The organism is Bradyrhizobium sp. UFLA01-814 (assembly GCF_046718885.1).
GTDB lineage: Bacteria > Pseudomonadota > Alphaproteobacteria > Rhizobiales > Xanthobacteraceae > Bradyrhizobium > Bradyrhizobium elkanii.
In genome coordinates this window covers 1-16,294 of the sequence record NZ_JAQOSR010000022.1, presented here as the reverse complement: position 1 = coordinate 16,294, position 16,294 = coordinate 1, and the positions used below count along the sequence as shown (strand labels likewise).

General features: G+C 66.2%; 16 protein-coding genes. 8 read left to right on the top strand and 8 right to left on the bottom strand.

All coding sequences use genetic code 11. The features are described 5' to 3' along the window. Nucleotides 1–5 precede the first annotated feature (5 nt). The 3 genes from PMN64_RS09475 to PMN64_RS09465 form a co-directional block, all read right to left on the bottom strand. Nucleotides 6–1,178, bottom strand: coding sequence for a TAXI family TRAP transporter solute-binding subunit (locus PMN64_RS09475; RefSeq protein ID WP_411780496.1), 1,173 nt, complete (start codon nucleotides 1,176–1,178; stop codon nucleotides 6–8). Nucleotides 1,179–1,196: 18 nt separating this feature from the next. After that, on the bottom strand, nucleotides 1,197–2,018 hold the full coding sequence (locus PMN64_RS09470) for a hypothetical protein (protein ID WP_212058139.1): 822 nt from the start codon (nucleotides 2,016–2,018) through the stop codon (nucleotides 1,197–1,199). A gap of 502 nt (nucleotides 2,019–2,520) precedes the next feature. Next, on the bottom strand, nucleotides 2,521–3,501 hold the full coding sequence (locus PMN64_RS09465) for an NADPH:quinone oxidoreductase family protein (protein WP_016847222.1): 981 nt from the start codon (nucleotides 3,499–3,501) through the stop codon (nucleotides 2,521–2,523). Between the two features lie 105 nt (nucleotides 3,502–3,606). Here PMN64_RS09465 and PMN64_RS09460 point away from each other — a divergent pair, with 105 nt between their 5' ends. The 6 genes from PMN64_RS09460 to argG all read left to right on the top strand — a co-directional run bounded on the left by PMN64_RS09460 (nucleotide 3,607) and on the right by argG (nucleotide 9,289). Next, nucleotides 3,607–4,443: an SDR family oxidoreductase gene (locus PMN64_RS09460; protein ID WP_411780495.1), complete on the top strand. Its 837-nt coding sequence runs from the start codon at nucleotides 3,607–3,609 to the stop codon at nucleotides 4,441–4,443. Nucleotides 4,444–4,596: 153 nt separating this feature from the next. After that, nucleotides 4,597–5,190, top strand: coding sequence for an invasion associated locus B family protein (locus PMN64_RS09455; RefSeq protein ID WP_411780494.1), 594 nt, complete (start codon nucleotides 4,597–4,599; stop codon nucleotides 5,188–5,190). A 75-nt stretch (nucleotides 5,191–5,265) separates the two neighbouring features. After that, a complete protein-coding gene (gene rlmN / locus PMN64_RS09450; protein WP_057021293.1) occupies nucleotides 5,266–6,480 on the top strand; it encodes a 23S rRNA (adenine(2503)-C(2))-methyltransferase RlmN in 1,215 nt (404 codons plus the stop codon). A gap of 65 nt (nucleotides 6,481–6,545) precedes the next feature. Next, nucleotides 6,546–7,031, top strand: a complete 486-nt coding sequence (locus tag PMN64_RS09445) for a hypothetical protein (protein WP_304498068.1) — start codon at nucleotides 6,546–6,548, stop codon at nucleotides 7,029–7,031. Nucleotides 7,032–7,070: 39 nt separating this feature from the next. Next, nucleotides 7,071–7,853 carry a phosphatase PAP2 family protein gene (locus PMN64_RS09440; protein WP_304498069.1) on the top strand — a complete coding sequence of 261 codons (783 nt, stop codon included), beginning with the start codon at nucleotides 7,071–7,073 and terminating at the stop codon, nucleotides 7,851–7,853. 98 nt (nucleotides 7,854–7,951) lie between these two features. Continuing rightward, on the top strand, nucleotides 7,952–9,289 hold the full coding sequence (argG, locus tag PMN64_RS09435; protein WP_411780493.1) for an argininosuccinate synthase: 1,338 nt from the start codon (nucleotides 7,952–7,954) through the stop codon (nucleotides 9,287–9,289). Between the two features lie 168 nt (nucleotides 9,290–9,457). On the opposite strand, the gene PMN64_RS09430 is transcribed toward argG, so the two are convergent. Then, nucleotides 9,458–10,045, bottom strand: a complete 588-nt coding sequence (locus PMN64_RS09430; protein WP_411780492.1) for a TetR/AcrR family transcriptional regulator — start codon at nucleotides 10,043–10,045, stop codon at nucleotides 9,458–9,460. Nucleotides 10,046–10,140: 95 nt separating this feature from the next. Here PMN64_RS09430 and PMN64_RS09425 point away from each other — a divergent pair, with 95 nt between their 5' ends. Further along, a complete protein-coding gene (locus PMN64_RS09425) occupies nucleotides 10,141–10,506 on the top strand; it encodes a nuclear transport factor 2 family protein (RefSeq protein ID WP_411780491.1) in 366 nt (121 codons plus the stop codon). Nucleotides 10,507–10,616: 110 nt separating this feature from the next. Further along, entirely contained in the window at nucleotides 10,617–12,374 is a 1,758-nt protein-coding gene (locus tag PMN64_RS09420; RefSeq protein ID WP_411780490.1) for an alkaline phosphatase, read from the top strand. Between the two features lie 256 nt (nucleotides 12,375–12,630). Here the strand turns inward: PMN64_RS09420 and PMN64_RS09415 are convergent, their stop codons facing one another. The 4 genes from PMN64_RS09415 to PMN64_RS09400 form a co-directional block, all read right to left on the bottom strand. Then, a complete protein-coding gene (locus PMN64_RS09415; RefSeq protein ID WP_411780489.1) occupies nucleotides 12,631–14,949 on the bottom strand; it encodes an OmpA family protein in 2,319 nt (772 codons plus the stop codon). Nucleotides 14,950–15,179: 230 nt separating this feature from the next. Further along, on the bottom strand, nucleotides 15,180–15,413 hold the full coding sequence (locus tag PMN64_RS09410) for a hypothetical protein (RefSeq protein WP_411780488.1): 234 nt from the start codon (nucleotides 15,411–15,413) through the stop codon (nucleotides 15,180–15,182). 109 nt (nucleotides 15,414–15,522) lie between these two features. Continuing rightward, nucleotides 15,523–15,909, bottom strand: a complete 387-nt coding sequence (locus tag PMN64_RS09405; RefSeq protein ID WP_283089048.1) for a VOC family protein — start codon at nucleotides 15,907–15,909, stop codon at nucleotides 15,523–15,525. 191 nt (nucleotides 15,910–16,100) lie between these two features. Continuing rightward, nucleotides 16,101–16,294 (bottom strand): transposase (locus PMN64_RS09400; RefSeq protein ID WP_411780487.1); only part of this gene is annotated, 194 nt, incomplete at its 5' end.

Below are 16,294 nucleotides of genomic sequence, written 5' to 3'. Positions count from 1 at the left end.
GGAGTCTAGCGTTTCTCGCCGGCGCGCAGTTGGGCACGAGAGTTGTTTTCCGCTTCCCACGCCCGGAACTGCTTGAACAGCACCTCCTTGTCGGCGTCGCTCTGCAAGCGCGTCGCCGCCGGGCTCTGCTTCAGGAATTCATCGAAACGGGTGCGCTTGGCAGCTTCGACGCCGTGGCGGTCCAGCCATTGCTGGGCTACCGGCAGGCGTTGCCAGCCCGGCAGTGGCGCCGACAGCGAGACCTCCCGCCACTTCGGATGGAACGGCGGATTCTGGAACGTCGGAAATTTTGTGAAGAACGCATCCACGAAATTGGCCAGCTTGTTGTAGCGCTCCGTCTTCGGTGCCCAGTTGTAGGCCGCAAGCACGGCAGGAACGGCGATCGTGTCAACGCGCTCCTCGCCCGAAATCAGGTTGGGATAGTCCTTGGCCGACAGGCTCGCCGGCAGATAGTCGTCCTGCAACGGTTTCTCGTAGTTGACCGGCACCAGGTGGAACCGGTCGTCCTTGAAGCCGCTCACGGACTTGTAAGGCTTGCCGCCGCAGACGATCACCGCGTCGATTTCGCCGGCCTTCAGTTTCTCCAAGGCGATGCGCTGCTCGATATAGACGACCTTCGGCTTCATTCCGAGCCGCTCGAACACGGTCAGTGCAGTGACGAAGGTGCCGCCATTGGGAAGGTCGACGCTGACGGTCTTGCCTTCAAGCTCCCTGAGATTACGGATCGATTTCGACGCGATCACGTGCATCTCTTCGTTATAGAGCTTGGTCACGTATGTGAACTGTTTCTTGATGTCTTTCGCGATGCCCTTCCGCTCGAGATAGTCGAGCGTGTCAGATCGAACGATGCCGAGATCGACACCCTGCAGAAACAGTATGTCGGCGACGCTCTGCACCGAGCCGCGGCCGATGATCGGCAGGATGCGCAACTTATTGCCATCGTCGAGCACGGAGGCGAGATCGGCGCCGAACTGAACATAGGTGCCGCCGATCGTACCCGAGATCAGCGTGACCGTGTTGGCGTTGAGGCTCTGCTTGGTGCTTACGGAGCCGAACTGAAAGATCGCCTTCAGGCTGTCGCTGACCTTGGCCGGGTCGAATTCGGTCTGCTCGGCCCGTGCCGCCAGGCCGCAAATCATCATGCCTGTGCATAGTACCAATCCAAACAAGCGTCGCATGTGTCCCTCGAGATGAGCTTAGTTCTGCATTTGCGCGAGGCGCTGCTGCGCGGACTGCGAGCCGAGTTCGGCGGCCTTGCGATACCAGAGGCGCGCGGTCTCCGGATCGGGCGTGATGCTCCGCTTGTCCAAAGTCCCCAGCACGTCGGGGTCGTAGGTGCGCGCCAGCAACAGCGCCGCGTCCGCGTCCTGCGCATCCGCGGCCCGCTCGAGCAGGAGTCGCGCCGATACGATGTCGCCGATCGCAAGCAGGCTGTTGGCGCGCTTCAGAAGCGCCGCGACCGCATCCGGATCGAGGCGTCTTGCCTGTGGCGCCGCCGGTAATGGCTCGACCGGCGCAGCAGCGGGTACTTCGACCGCGACGATTTGGCTCTGAATCGCTTCCTGATAGGCGGCCGCGATCTCAGCGCGCGACGGCTGGCTCGCGATGGCGGGTGATGCTGGCGTTGCCACGGCGCGAACAGCCTCAGCAAGGTCCGCCCGGACCCCGACTGGCGAAACGCCGACCAATAAGGCCTTGGCGCTCAGGATCGTGTCGCGCGTGACGCCGGCGGACAACAGCGCGAAGACCGCCGCCGCGACAGCCGCGACGGCCGAAGCTGTCAGCAGGCCGATGCGAAGGCGCGAACGCGGAATCGTCGTGCGCCTTTCCCAATCCGCGTCGTACTCGTCAATTTGGCTTGAGAGAAAGAGCGGAGCTGGTTCGTCCGCGCCGAAGTCGATGCCTGCCCGATGCGATCGTCGGTAGCGATAATGCGCAAATCCGGGATCGTTGATATCTGCGTTGACTGCGCCGCGCGGCGGATCGTTGCCGTGAACGTGTCCTGAATTCCCCACCATGATGACGCTTCCCCGTTACTATGACGCAACAATCGGGCATCTCTGGTGTCTGGTTGTTATTCTTATTGGGGTACCTGAGCGCCCGTTACGGGTCCTTAATCGCCTTGCGATTGGGCCCAAAAAGCGGCCTCGGTCGCTGCGAATCGGGAGAAATTTGGGTTTGATTGCGGCAGCGCGCGCCAATTCAGAGGAAGTTCACAAGGTTTGCTCGCGTTGCGCGCGCAGCGCTGAAGCGTGGAGTGCCGACTGAGGAGTGAGGTCTGCGTTCTCCTCCCCCTGAAAGGGGGAAGGTCGGGATGGGGGTCAGCCGCAGACGCCGCTGTAAGTGGAGAGAGCAGATCCCCACCCGCTTTGCTCTGCGAGCAAAGCGACCTCCCCTTTTCAAGGGGAGGTTGGAGCATCCGTAGCCCGGATGCAGCGAAGCGTAATCCGGGGCTGCTCTAACCGCGGATAGTCTGGTCCCGGATTTCGCTGCGCTTCATCCGGGCTACGCGATCTCGGTTCAGCTTCCCGGGTGCAGGATCACCTTGCCCATCGCCTTGCGGCCGGCGAGCACCTTCAGGGCCTCCGCGGTCTGCGACAGCGGGAAGGTGCGGTCGACATGCGAGGAGATCTTGCCTTCCGCGGTCCACTGCACGAGCTTCTCGAGGTTCTTGCGGTTCTTGTCCGGGTTCTGCCGCGCCCAGGCGCCCCAGAACACGCCGCGGATATCGCAGCCCTTCAGCAGCGCGAGGTTGAGCGGGATCTTCGGAATGTCGCCGGCGGCAAAGCCGATCACCAGGAAGCGGCCTTCCCACGCGGTCGAACGCAGCGCAGCTTCGGCGTAGGCGCCGCCGACCGGATCGAACACGATGTCGGCGCCCTTGCCGTCAGTCAGCTTGCGCAGGCCCTCCTTGAGATCCTCCTTCGCATAGTTCAGCGTTAGCTCGGCGCCGTGTTGCTTGGCGAATGCCAGCTTCTCGTCCGACGAGGCGCAGGCAATCACCTTCAACCCCATCAGTTTGCCGAGCTCGCACGCAGCAAGGCCGGTGCCACCGGCGGCGCCTAACACCGCGAGCGTCTCGCCCGGCTTCGGGCTTGCGCGATCTTCCAGCGCATGCAGCGCGGTGCCGTAGATGATGATGATGCCGGCGGCGCGGTCGTAATCGAGATTGTCGGGAATCTTCACGATCGAATTCGCCGGCAGCGCGATCTTGTCGCGCGCGCCGTTATGGCCGCAGGAAGCGACGACGCGATCGCCGACCTTCAGGTCAGTGACGCCTGCGCCGACACTTTCGATCACGCCGGCAACTTCGGCGGCCGGCGAGAACGGGAACGGCGGCTTGATCTGGTACTTGCCCTGGATCATCAGGATGTCGAAGAAATTCAGCGCCGCCGCCTTGATCGCGATCACGGCTTCGCCGGGACCCGCCACCGGATCGGGCACGTCAGCCAGCACGAGATCGTCGGGTTGACAGTATTGCGAGCAGAGGATGGCTTTCATGGACACACCTGAGTTTCGGACGCAGAAAGAGCTGCAAGATCTTGGACTACAAGCTTCATGCCGGATTTGCGGCGGAGCGACAATACAGTGCGGAGGGATCAAACTATGTTTGAAAAAGGCCTGCTAGCGAAAAAGCGCATCCTGATCACCGGCGGCGGCTCCGGCCTTGGCGCGGCGATGGGCCGCCGCTTCGCCGAACTCGGCGCCGAACTGATCATCTGCGGGCGGCGCGAGGGGCTGCTGGAGGAAACCGCAGCAAAATTCCGCAGCGAGCTCGGCGCCAAGGTTTCCACCGCGCGCTGCGATATCCGCGACGGCGCAGCGGTCGAAGCGATGATGGATCAGGTCTGGCAGGACGCGCCGATCGACGTACTCGTCAACAATGCTGCCGCAACCTTTATTGCGCAGAGCGAACATTTGTCGTTCCGCGCGGCGGACGCGATCCTCGCGCCGACGCTGCATGGCACGATGTACTGCACGTTCGCCGCGGGCCGCCGCTGGATCGACGGCAAGCACAAGGGTGTGGTGCTCTCGATCCTGTCGACCTCGACCATCACCGGCCGCGCGTTCACGGTGCCGTCCTCGATGGCCAAGACCGCGGTGCTGGCGATGACCAAGAGCCTTGCGGTGGAGTGGGGCCCGAAGGGCATCCGCACCGTCGCGATCGCGCCCGGCGCGTTTCCGACCGCAGGTGCGACCGGACAGTTGCGTCCCGAAGGGCGCGGCGAGAGCTGGGCGCATCGCAATCCGCTCGGCCGCGCCGGCGAGCATGCGGAGCTCGCCAATCTCGCGACCTTCCTGATCTCGGATCAGGCCGGCTACATCAACGGCGAGATGGTGGTGCAGGATGGCGGCTCGCACTTGCGCAGTTCCGGTGCCGAGGACCTGCTGCAATGGACCGATGCGCAGTGGGAGAAGCAGCGCGCTGCGCGCGCCAAGTGATAACGCGTCGCGAAACGCGCGCGACGGTGAGCGGCGTTCGTCTTTCGGCCTAACTGCCTTCCCAAAAAAGCGTTTCCCGGTTATCCATCCGAGCCGGCGGAGGGGAATCGCCGGGCCATCTTGCAGTCACAATGATGGGGGAACCAGTTGGCCGTGCGGCAGATTCTGACATCACTGGTTGCTTGTATCCTGTGCGGGTTCATCGCCCTTGCGCCGGTGCAGGCTGCGCCCAAGAAGGATACGGCGAAGGACGCAGCCAAGCCGGCGCCTTCGGCGGCCGCGGCTGCGGCCGGCGGCGCGGAGCCGACGCTGATCGGCCAATTCGGGACCTGGGGCGCGTACACGGCGTCGCCCAACGGCAAGAAGGTGTGCTTTGCGCTCGCCAAGCCGTCGTCGTCGAAGACCAACCCGCCGAACCGGCCGCGCGATCCGGCCTATGCCTTCATCTCCACCCGTCCGGCGGAGCAGGTCGTCAACGAAGTCTCGATCATGATCGGCTACACCGTGAAGCCGGGCTCCGAATCGACGCTTCAGGTCGGCGGCGGGACCTATGCGATGTACACGCAGGGCGACGGCCTCTGGATCAAGAATGCGGCCGAGGAGGGGCGGATGGTGGAATCCATGCGTAAATCGGCCGATCTGACGGTAAAAGCCGTCTCGGCCAAGGGCACCGAGACGACAGACACCTTCTCGCTGAAGGGCCTCGCGCAGGCGCTCGACCGGCTCGGGCAGGACTGCCGGCGCTAGAGAAGCGACTTAAGGCCTAAAATCGAGGTATTTGGTGGCTTTCCAGCACCGGCTGGAAGGCCTATTTGAGGTTTCATGACCGACACCGTGACCACCCATGCCGTCTCCGGCGCCAGCGCGCTGGTCGAGAAGGTTCCGCTCGAGACCTATGTGCCGCCGGCCAAGCCGTCGCTGATCGGGCTGTCGCGCGCCGAGATCGCCGATCGCCTGGGCGAGATCGGGGTGCAGGCCGGCCAGCGCAAGATGCGCACCCAGCAGCTCTGGAACTGGATGTATTTCCGCGGCGCCAAGAGCTTTGCCGAGATGACCAACGTCTCGAAGGACATGCGCGCCGAGCTCGAGAAGCATTTTACCGTCGACCGTCCCGAAGTGGTCGCCGAGCAGATCTCCAATGACGGCACCCGCAAATGGTTGCTGCGGCTGCCGAGCGGCGACAAGGTCGAGCGGCCGCACGAGGTCGAGTGCGTCTACATCCCCGAGACCGATCGCGGCACGCTGTGCGTTTCCTCGCAGGTCGGCTGCACGCTGAACTGCGCGTTCTGCCACACCGGCACGCAGCGGCTGGTGCGCAACCTCACCGCCGGCGAGATCGTCGGCCAGGTGATGGTGGCGCGCGACCGGCTGAATGACTGGGCCGACCGCGAGGACGGCACGCGCCGCGTCACCAACATCGTGATGATGGGGATGGGCGAGCCGCTCTACAATTTCGACGCGGTGCGCGATGCGCTGCTGATCGTCGCCGACAATGAGGGCATCGGCATTTCCCGCCGCCGCATCACGCTGTCGACCTCGGGCGTGGTACCGAACATCCAGCGCACCGGCGACGAGATCGGCGTGATGCTTGCGATCTCGCTGCATGCGGTGCGCGACGAGCTGCGCAACGAGCTGGTGCCGTTGAACCGCAAATATCCGATCAAGGAGCTGCTGCAGGCCTGCCGCGATTACCCCGGCGCCTCCAACGCCCGGCGCATCACCTTCGAATATGTGATGCTCAAGGGCGTCAACGATTCGCTCGATGACGCAAAACTCCTGGTGAAGCTGCTGAAGGGCATTCCGGCGAAGATCAACCTGATCCCGTTCAATCCGTGGCCGGGCACCGCCTATGAATGCTCGGACTGGGAGCAGATCGAGAAATTCTCCGAATACATCTTCAACGCCGGCTATTCCTCGCCGGTGCGCACGCCGCGCGGCCGCGACATCCTCGCCGCCTGCGGCCAGCTCAAGTCGGAGACCGAAAAGCTCTCCGCCCGCGAGCGCCAGGCGCTGCGCGCGATGGCGATGACGGACTAGGGCATGATCCCGAAAAGTGGAGTCCGGTTTTCGGACCAGATCATGCCCACTCAAATGAGAATCCAATGGCCTTGATCGGCCGCCTGTTCGTCGTCGCGTTCGGCTTCCTGATGGCCTGCTTCGTGGCAGGGATCATCGTGGTCGTCGCGGTGCTGTATCCCGAGATCAGCGATTTCGGCGGGCAGATCGACCAGAGCGCTATCAACGTCGTGCTCGGCTTCGGTTTCATCTTCATATCAGGCTTCGCATTGTTGCCGGCGCTGATCGTGGTGCTGATCACCGAGGCGTTCTTCATCCGCAGCGTACTGGCCTACGCCGTCGGCGGCGCCATCGTCGGCGCGGCCTGCTATCTCGGCCTGGTTCCGTTCGATCCCGATATGATGCAATTCCACGGCATCGTGCGCCGGCACATGGAGATCATGACCGGCGCCGGCATCGTCGCGGGCCTCGTCTACTGGCTGATCGCCGGCCGCACCGCCGGCGCCTGGCGCGAGCCGCCGCGTCCCTTGCCGCCGCCCCCGCCCTTGCCGTCGCAATCGCCGCGGCCGTGATGCTTCCCATGCCCCGCAGCCTCGGCTAAACCGCGCGCCATGAACCGGACCGGACTTTTCATCGCGCTGGCGCTGGCGCTCATCGTCGGCATCCTGTTCGGGATCTATCCCGAGCTCGACCTGAAGCTGGCGGCGCTGTTCTACGATGTGGCGCAGAAAACCTTCCCGCTGAAGCTCGACGCGGTGGCGTCGTTTGCGCGCGATGCGGCGATGTGGATCGCCTGGGCGCTGGTGCTGCCGGCGATCGTGACCATCGTCTGGAAATTCATCCGCCCGGACCGGCCAATGCTGATGTCCGGCCGCGCCGCGGTGTTCCTGCTCACCACGATGCTGCTCTCGGCCGGCGTGCTCACCAATTTCACCTTCAAGAATTATTGGGGCCGGCCGCGGCCGGTGTTCGTGACGCAGTTCGGCGGCGACCTGCAATTCATGCCGTGGTGGGACCCGCGCGGCGGCTGCCCGCGCAACTGCTCGTTCTTCTCCGGCGAGGGCGCCACCGCGTTCTGGACCTATGCACCGGCGGCGCTGACGCCGCCCGTGTGGCGGCCGCTGGCCTTTGCCGGGGCCACCGTGTTCGGCATCGTCACCAGCGGGCTGCGAATGGCCTTCGGTGGCCACTTTTTCACCGATGTGGCGATCGCGGGCCTGGTGTCCTTCTTCACCGTCTGGCTGTTTTACGCGCTGATCTACCGCTGGGCAGCGACCCGGCTGACCGACGCCCAGGTCGATGCCGCGCTGACGCGGCTCGCAATGCCCGGCTACCGGCTGATGCAGCGCTGGCGCCGCGGCGGCAAGGCGGCGTCCAGCCAGCCCGAGGCCTGATTTGGGGCCTGATTAAAGGCGTGCCCCGCCTGCCGAAATTTGATATCGCCACCCCTGAAACATCATCGATTTCGATTTTCGACCGATTGGACCGTCCCATGAGTACGATTCTGAAAAGCCTGCCCACTGGCGAAAAAGTCGGCATCGCGTTCTCGGGCGGGCTCGACACGTCAGCGGCGCTGCTCTGGATGAAGCTGAAGGGCGCCAAGGTCTTCGCCTATATCGCCAATCTCGGCCAGCCCGACGAGGCCGACTACGACGCGATCCCGCGCAAGGCGATGGATTTTGGCGCCGAGAAGGCCCGCCTGGTCGATTGCCGCACCCAGCTGGTCCATGAAGGCATCGCCGCGATCCAGTCCGGCGCGTTCCACATCTCGACCGGCGGCATCACCTATTTCAACACCACGCCGCTCGGCCGCGCGGTGACCGGCACGATGCTGGTCGCGGCGATGCAGGAGGACGGCGTCAACATCTGGGGCGACGGCTCGACCTTCAAGGGCAACGACATCGAGCGCTTCTATCGCTATGGCCTGCTGACCAACCCGAGCCTGCGCATTTACAAACCCTGGCTCGACCAGCAGTTCATCGACGAGCTCGGCGGCCGCGCCGAGATGTCGGCGTTCATGACCGCGCAAGGCTTCGCCTACAAGATGAGCGCGGAGAAGGCCTATTCGACCGACAGCAATCTGCTCGGCGCGACGCATGAGGCCAAGGATCTCGAGAGCCTTGCGAGCGGCATCACCATCGTCAACCCGATCATGGGCGTGCCGTTCTGGCGCGCCGATTGCGACGTCAAGGCTGAGAAGGTCGTGGTGCGCTTCGAGGAAGGCCAGCCGGTCGCGCTGAACGGCAAGACGTTCGCCGATCCGGTCGCGCTGTTCCTCGAGGCCAATGCGATCGGCGGCCGCCACGGCCTCGGCATGAGCGACCAGATCGAGAACCGGATCATCGAGGCCAAGAGCCGCGGCATCTACGAGGCGCCGGGCATGGCGCTGCTGCACATCGCCTATGAGCGTCTCGTCACCGGCATCCACAATGAGGATACGATCGAGCAGTACCGCATCAGCGGCATGCGGCTCGGCCGCCTGCTCTATCAGGGCCGCTGGTTCGATTCGCAGGCCTTGATGCTGCGCGAGACCGCACAGCGCTGGGTGGCGCGCGCCGTCACCGGCGAGGTGACGCTCGAGCTGCGTCGCGGCAACGACTACTCGATCCTCAACACCGAGAGCCCGAACCTGACCTATGCGCCGGAACGGCTCAGCATGGAGAAGGTCGAGGACGCCGCCTTCACGCCGGCCGACCGCATCGGCCAACTGACGATGCGCAACCTCGACATATCAGACACCCGCGCCAAGCTCGGCCTCTACAACAAGACCGGCCTCATCTCGAGCGGCGAGGGGGCGCAGATCTTTCAGCTCGAGAACGACAAGGGTTGAGGCGGCACCCTCTCGCCTCGTCGTCCCGGGCAAGCGAAGCGCGACCCGGGACCCATAACCACCGGCCGTGGTTATGAAGCGCGCTGGTGCTCCAGCGCGTTTCCACGACTCCTCCCTGTGGTTATGGGTCCCTGCTTTCGCAGGGACGACCCGGGGATGGATATCGGCCTACCTCACCCTGAGCGCATCCAGCAGCGAACGGAACGCGCGCGCGTAATCGGTGCCGGTCTTGCCGATGTCCGGCCCCGCGGAGACCGCAACCGCGGCTTCCGTCACCGCGCCGAGCAGCAGCCGCGCCAGCGGCTCGATCGGCTGCCTGGCGATCATGCCGGCGTCCATCGCCGCTGTCAGCGCGCGTGGAAACTTGCCGCCGAAATGTTTCGCGTCGATCTCGCGCCAGCGTTCCCAGCCGAGCACGGCCGGACCATCGCGCAAGATGATCTGGCCGGTCGGGCCTTTCGAGCACGCCGCGAAATAGCCCTGCGTGCCCGCCGCCATCGCCGCCAGCGGATCGTTCTCGGCGCGCGAGATGCGGTCGAGATCGGCGACGAGGTCGATTGACACCTGCTCGAACACGGCCTCGAACACCGCCTCCTTGGTCGCGAAGTGATGATAGACCGCGCCCTTGGCGACGCGCGCTCCAGCGGCGATGTCGTCCATCGTCGCAGCGGCAAAGCCGCGCTCGCCAAAAATGCGCCGCGCCGCCTTGACGATGGCGGCTCTGGTTTTCTCGCGCCGCTCGGCCTGGGTTGCCATGGCGCATCTCTATCCCAGTTCCAGGCGCAAGCCAATTGACTTACCGACTGTTGGTCGATAAATACCGACTATCAGTCTGTAACTGGAGAGTGCCCATGCCCTCGCTTAGGACGTTGCAAGCCTTCGCGGACACGGTGGAATCCAACGACCATGTCGGCGCGATCAGGAACTTCTATTCAGACGATGCCCGCACCCAGGAGAATGACGGCCAGTGGCGGGTCGGCCGCGAGGCACTGGCAGCGCGCGAGGCGGCGGTGCTGGCCGCGGTCGCCGGCGTCAAGACCACGCGGCTCGGGCCGCTCCTGCTCGACGGCGATCATTCGGCGATCTGCTGGCGGTTCGAATTCACCGGCAAGGACGGCAAGGTTCGCTGCATGGAGGAGGTCGCCTGGCAGACCTGGCGGGGCGAGGAGCTGGTCGAGGAGCGCTTCTTCTACGATACGCAGCAAATGGCGCGCTGAAATCACGCCGGCCTTGCGGCAATACGCCCCGGCGCGCCTCATTGCGCCGTCATCCGCCGCAACTAGCCTCCGCTCCGATGCGCATGATGCGCAAGGGCGGAGCATCGATCATGATCAAGCGAGTTGCCGGTATGGCCGTCACGCTGGCGTTGTCGGCAGCGCCGGCGTTCGCCCAGACGATCTATCCGATCGATCGCGCCGATATCCTCGTCGGCGCCAAATTCGACTTCAAGGTCGAGCTTCCGGGGGTGGTCGATCAAGCCAAGCTCAAGGTCACGCTGAACGGCGCGGATTATGCCGCGGTATTCGGCCAGGGCGGCACATTCACCGCGCGCGAGGCCGGCCGGGAGCAGTCGGCGCTGTTGCTGCGCGATGTCTCGCTCGCCAAGCCCGGGCAGGTCGCCGTCGAAGTCAGCGACGGCACGCAGAGCCGGAAGGTGACCTGGACCGTCTACGACACCGGGGCACGCAAGGCCAGGAACGTGATCCTGTTCATCGGCGACGGGATGTCGCCGTCGCATCGCGTCGCCGCGCGAATCCTTTCCAAGGGAATTGCGGAGGGCAAGAGCCGCGGCAAGCTCGCGATCGACGACGTGCCGCATATGGCGCTGGTCGCGACCGCGGGCTCGGACTCGATCATCACCGATTCGGCGAATGCCGCGAGCGCTTACGCCACCGGCCACAAGGCCGCGGTCAATGCGCTCGGCGTCTACGCCGACCGCACGCCCGATCCGCTCGACGATCCCAGGGTCGAGACCATCGCGAGCCTTGCCAAGCGCCGGGCGGGCCTCGCCGTCGGCATCGTCACCAACACCGAGGTCGAGGATGCGACCCCGGCGGCGATGGTTGCGCATACCCGCCGCCGCGCCGCCTATGACGCGATCGTCGCGCAATATTTCGACGCGAAGCCCGACGTGCTGATGGGCGGCGGCTCCGCGAACTTCCTGCCGCAATCCACGTCCGGGTCGAAACGCAAGGACGATATCGATTATCTGGCGCGCTTCCGCGACGCCGGCTATCCGGTCGCGACCACCGCAAGCGAGCTGAACGCGCTGGCGGCGAAGCCCGACGCCCGCCAACTGCTCGGCCTGTTCGCCGCCGGCAACATGGACGGCGCGCTCGACCGCAAGTTCCTGAGGGGCGGCGGCGTCAGGAAATTCCCCGAGCAGCCGGACCTGACCGAGCAGGTCCAGGCCGCGCTCACGGTGCTGTCGAAACACGAGGCCGGTTTCTTCCTGATGGTCGAGTCCGGCCTGATCGACAAATACGCCCATCTGCTCGACATGGAGCGCGCGGTCTACGACACCATCATGCTCGACAATGCGGTGCGGCTCGCCAAGGACTGGGCGAAAGCGCGCAGCGGCGACACGCTGATCCTGGTCGTGGCCGACCACAACCATCCGAACAGCCTGGTCGGTACCATCAATGACGACATGGCGGCGACACCCAACGTGCCGCTGCGCGAGCGCGTCGGCGTCTACGAGAAGGCCGGCTTTCCTAATTATCCGGCGCCGGACGCCGAGGGTTATCCATCACGCGTCGATGTCAGCCGGCGGCTTGCGATCTTCTCCGCCAGCCTGCCGGATCACTACGAGACGTTCCGCCCGAAACTCGACGATCCGAACGAGCCGACGGTGAAGGGCGACCAGCCCGACACGTTCAAGGCCAATGACAAGTACAAGGATGTCCCCGGCGTCGTGCTGCGCTTCGGCAATCTGCCGGCGATGATCGGCGCCAGCGTGCATTCCGGCGAGGACGTCATCCTCACCGCGACCGGCCCGGGCAGCGAGCGCGTCCACGGCTCAATGGACAACACCGAGGTATTCCGCGTGATGGTCGAGGCGCTGGGACTGGGCGCGGGGAAATAACGAATGATGAGATTGGGTCGATCAGCATGCCCGCTGTACCTCTCCCGCTTGCGGGGCGACGCTTCTCCAACCTCCCCTTGAAAAGGGGAGGTCGCTTTGCTCGCCAGAGCAAAGCGGGTGGGGATCTGCTCTCTCCGCAAACAGTGTTGCCTGTGGCTGACCCCCATCCCGACCTTCCCCCTTTCAGGGGGAAGGAGAAGAAACAAAAATGGCCGGGATCGCTCCCGGCCATTTCGTCGCGTGATGTCGCGCCGGCTCAGCGCGGCGGGGCGGCGGAGGCGGTGCCGCCGTTGAGCAGCGGGGTGATGCGGCGGACGGTGACGCGCCGGTTGATGCGGCTCGGCCCGTCGGTCTGCTCCTTCAGATATTGCGAGCCGTAACCCTGCGAGGTCAGGTTCTCCGCCGGCACGCCGAACTGCTGCGTCAAGAGCTCGGCGGCGGATTGCGCACGGCGGTCCGACAGCGACAGATTGTCGGTGTCGTTGCCGGTCGCATCCGTATGGCCCTCGATCAGGAACACCTCGCGCGGATTGCGCTGGATGGCCCGATTGAGACCGTCGGCGATCACCTGCAGCCGCGCAGCCTGGTCCGGCGGGACGGTCCACGATCCGGAGTCGAAATTGATCGTGTTGACGTCGATGCTCGGCATCTGCATGCGGACATTGGGGCTGTAGCGGATCTCGTCGAGCGAGTAGCGCCGTTCGATCCGCTGCACCGGCGGTGCCTCCATGGTCTCGTAGATCACGTCGGGCGACGCGTCCTGAGCGTCGACGATGTAGCGATCGTAGGGAATGTTGACCACCGGCGGTGGCGCGTCGACATAGAAGCCGCCGACCGCCCGCGGATCGCGATAGCTGTTGTCGATGATGACGACCTCGCGTCCGCCAGTATCCCTGCGGATCCGGCGCAACATCTGGCCGTCGGAGCCGACCACCGTGATGATCTCGCTGCCGTCAGGACGAACCACGACCGTCCGCGTCTCGCCGCCGATCGTCTCGGTGCGGATATCGCGCGCCCCATAGCGGAAACGATAGACGTCGTCGCCGCGGACATAGGCCTGGCCGCCCGGATCGCGGATGATGACGCGGTCCGGCTCGGTGTAGATGGTGCGGCCGCCCTCGACGACCTCCTGCCGCTGGCTGTGCAGGTCGGCGATGCTGCCGCCGATGATGGCGCCGGCAACCACGCCGGCACCGACCGCGGCGCCGATCGCGAGCGGCTTGATGTTGTCATGGCGCGGCGGCGGCGGCAGCGGTGCTGCGACGGCAGGCGCGGCGCGGAAGGCGGGCGCAACCGTCGGCGGGGCGTATTGCGCGCGGCCGGGCGGCGGCGTTGCGGCGGCCGAGCCGGGGACGACCGACGGTGCCGGCGCGCCCATGGCTGCTCCCTGGGCCGGCGATACGCCGGGCGCGACGCCCGGACGTGCTGCCGGCTGACCCGGAGCCGGGGTCGCGCCGGGCGCACCCATCGCTGCGCCCGGGGCCGCCGGTGTTCCGGGCGGTGTCGCCGGACGTCCCTGCTGACCCGGCGCCGGTGGCGTCGGCGTCGCGCCGGGCGCCGGAGGCGTCGCGGCAGACGGGGTACCTGGACGCGCGGGCTGTGCGCCGGCTGCCGGAGGTGTCGGCGTCGGTGTCGCACCGGGAGCTGTCGCGGCAGGCGGCGTGCCCGGTCGTGCCCCTGCTGCCGGCGGCGTTGTCGTTGTCGAAGGCGTGGGCGTTGACGTCGCCGCGGGCGGCGTGCCCGGCGGCTGCTTGGCGCCGCCAGGACGTTCACCGCGTTCGCCACCCGGCCGATCACCAGGGCGGCGTTCGGCCGGCGCCGTTGTCGGAGCTCCCGGCGTTGCGGGCGTCGGTGTCGGCGTTGCCGCCGCCGGCGGGGTGCCGGGGCGTGCTGCTGGCGCGGCGCCGGGCGTTGGCGTCGGGTGCGCGGGTCCTGCGCCAGGCGGCGGCGTGCCCGGTCGCTGCGGTGCTGCGGCCGGCGGCGGTGGAGTCGGCGTCGGATGTGCGGGGGCGGCCGCCGGCGGTGGCGGGGTCGGCTTCGCAGGCGCCGCTGCGGGCGGCTCCGGCCGTGCCGGTGCCGGCGATGGCTTCGCGGGTGCGGCCGCGGGCGGAGGCGGTGTGGGACGTGCGGGAGCAGCCGACGGCGGAGGCGTCGTCGGGCGCGCGGCAGGCGGCTCGGGCCGTGCGGGAGCCGGCGGCGGCGCCGGATGCGGCGCGGCTGCCGGAGGCGGTGTCGGCTTTGCCGGCGCAGCTGCGGGCGGCTCGGGCCGGGCAGGTGCTGCAGGCGGGGTCGGCTTCGCGGGCGCTGCGGCCGGCGGCGGAGCAGGATGTGCCGGTGCCGCAGCGGGAGGTGGCGCCTGCGGATGCGGCGCGGCCGCCGGCGGTGCCGGACGTGCGGGAGCACCCGGTGCGCCCGGCGCCGGCCGCGCTTTCGGCTTTCCGTCAGGTCCGGTTTCTTCCTTCTGCTGCGCCTGTGCGACGACCAGAGGCGAAGTTTGGGCGTGCGACGCTGAGGTGGCGAACTGCATCACCGTCAGCGCAGTCGTGGCAAGCAGCACGAGACGAAGCTTTGTCATTGTCTAGGAGTCCCCGGCGGAAAGTCTGGGCAGGAAAGCAAAGTGAGAACCGAACAATTCGGCAGGACGATGAACCGCCAGCCGTTAGGCCGGATTGTGGCGAGCCACGAATCATCGGCGAAGTTTATTTCGACATTATAACGGGTTGCATGTGCGATTGTTCACCGCGCGTTCAGAAGAAACGCACCGACACATATGCAATCGACGTGGAACCAAGGCGCAAGAGCGGCTCACCGGCCGGCGAGTCGATCTGTCGCAGGCTGTGGGCCGGACGGTCCTGGCGGCCCGCGCACCGGTGATTCGTCAGGTGTCTTGCCGGGTAACTCGTCCGGTCGCGGCGGCTCGCCGGGTTCGCGCACCGGCTCCGGAATCTCGGGATGCGGATTGCCGGGTGGAATTCCCGGCGGCGGTTCGCTCGGGGTGCCCGGCGTCGTCGGCGGAATCTCCGGGGGCTCGATCGGCATCATGTCGAGACCCCGCGGCGGTTGCCGATGCCAGATCGCGTCGCGCGCATTGATCGCTCCATCGAAGTTCGCAGCGACAACGGATCGCGCGCCGCGGCGTTCCGATGTTTCACCCGGGCGTGTGACAGACCGCCTCGATATTGTGGCCGTCCGGATCGAGCACGAATGCGCCGTAATAGTTCGGGTGATAATGCGCGCGAATGCCGGGCGCGCCGTTGTCGCGGCCGCCGGCCGCCATCGCAGCCTTGTAAAAGGCATCGACGGTGGCGCGGTCTTTGGCCGTGATGGCGATATGCACCGGCTTGTTCATCGCGCCTTCGCCGCCGATCCAGAAGTCCGGCTTGCCGTCGGCGCCGAAGCCCGCGGCGGGCGCGTGTCCGGTCACCTCCGCGGGCACCTCCATGATCAGGCCGTAGCCGAGCGGCGCCAGCGCCGTCTGGTAGAACGCCTTCGCGCGTTGATAGTCGGAGACAGAAAAGCCGATATGGTCGATCATCGCGAGCCTCCCTTGTTGTATGACGCTACATCCGCGGACTCGTTGCACCTCTCCCGCTTGCGAGGGCTTTGCGCAATCGGGCGTGCGCGGGTGCAGGCCAGTGTCAGGCATTTTTTTGCGTGGCTTCTGGGGGCGCGCGGGAGTGGACAGCTTCGTTTGGGCGGCCGATTGACGGCATTGCGGAGCGGCGGTCACAGCGCAACACCCGTTGGACGCAGCATTGCCCATCGTTTGAGGTTCATGGCGAGGCAGAGAAGATGCAGATGGGTCTGATTGCGTGCCAAGCCCAGATAGCGAGCGCGCGCCCAGCCATAGACGCCCTTGAGGCGCGCGAAGACCTGCTCGACCGGGGCGCGGCGCCGTCCCACGGCGTCGTTGAAGCGCT

Excerpts from the sequence above, each read along its gene's own strand:
- PMN64_RS09445 (WP_304498068.1), top strand. The coding sequence starts at position 6,546 with ATGGCCTTGATCGGCCGCCTGTTCGTCGTCGCGTTCGGCTTCCTGATG.
- PMN64_RS09470 (WP_212058139.1), bottom strand. The coding sequence starts at position 2,018 with ATGGTGGGGAATTCAGGACACGTTCACGGCAACGATCCGCCGCGCGGC.
- PMN64_RS09430 (WP_411780492.1), bottom strand. The coding sequence starts at position 10,045 with ATGGCAACCCAGGCCGAGCGGCGCGAGAAAACCAGAGCCGCCATCGTC.
- PMN64_RS09460 (WP_411780495.1), top strand. The coding sequence starts at position 3,607 with ATGTTTGAAAAAGGCCTGCTAGCGAAAAAGCGCATCCTGATCACCGGC.
- PMN64_RS09415 (WP_411780489.1), bottom strand. The coding sequence starts at position 14,949 with ATGACAAAGCTTCGTCTCGTGCTGCTTGCCACGACTGCGCTGACGGTG.
- PMN64_RS09420 (WP_411780490.1), top strand. The coding sequence starts at position 10,617 with ATGATCAAGCGAGTTGCCGGTATGGCCGTCACGCTGGCGTTGTCGGCA.
- rlmN (WP_057021293.1), top strand. The coding sequence starts at position 5,266 with ATGACCGACACCGTGACCACCCATGCCGTCTCCGGCGCCAGCGCGCTG.
- PMN64_RS09475 (WP_411780496.1), bottom strand. The coding sequence starts at position 1,178 with ATGCGACGCTTGTTTGGATTGGTACTATGCACAGGCATGATGATTTGC.
- PMN64_RS09410 (WP_411780488.1), bottom strand. The coding sequence starts at position 15,413 with ATGCCGATCGAGCCCCCGGAGATTCCGCCGACGACGCCGGGCACCCCG.
- PMN64_RS09425 (WP_411780491.1), top strand. The coding sequence starts at position 10,141 with ATGCCCTCGCTTAGGACGTTGCAAGCCTTCGCGGACACGGTGGAATCC.
- PMN64_RS09465 (WP_016847222.1), bottom strand. The coding sequence starts at position 3,501 with ATGAAAGCCATCCTCTGCTCGCAATACTGTCAACCCGACGATCTCGTG.
- PMN64_RS09440 (WP_304498069.1), top strand. The coding sequence starts at position 7,071 with ATGAACCGGACCGGACTTTTCATCGCGCTGGCGCTGGCGCTCATCGTC.
- argG (WP_411780493.1), top strand. The coding sequence starts at position 7,952 with ATGAGTACGATTCTGAAAAGCCTGCCCACTGGCGAAAAAGTCGGCATC.
- PMN64_RS09405 (WP_283089048.1), bottom strand. The coding sequence starts at position 15,909 with ATGATCGACCATATCGGCTTTTCTGTCTCCGACTATCAACGCGCGAAG.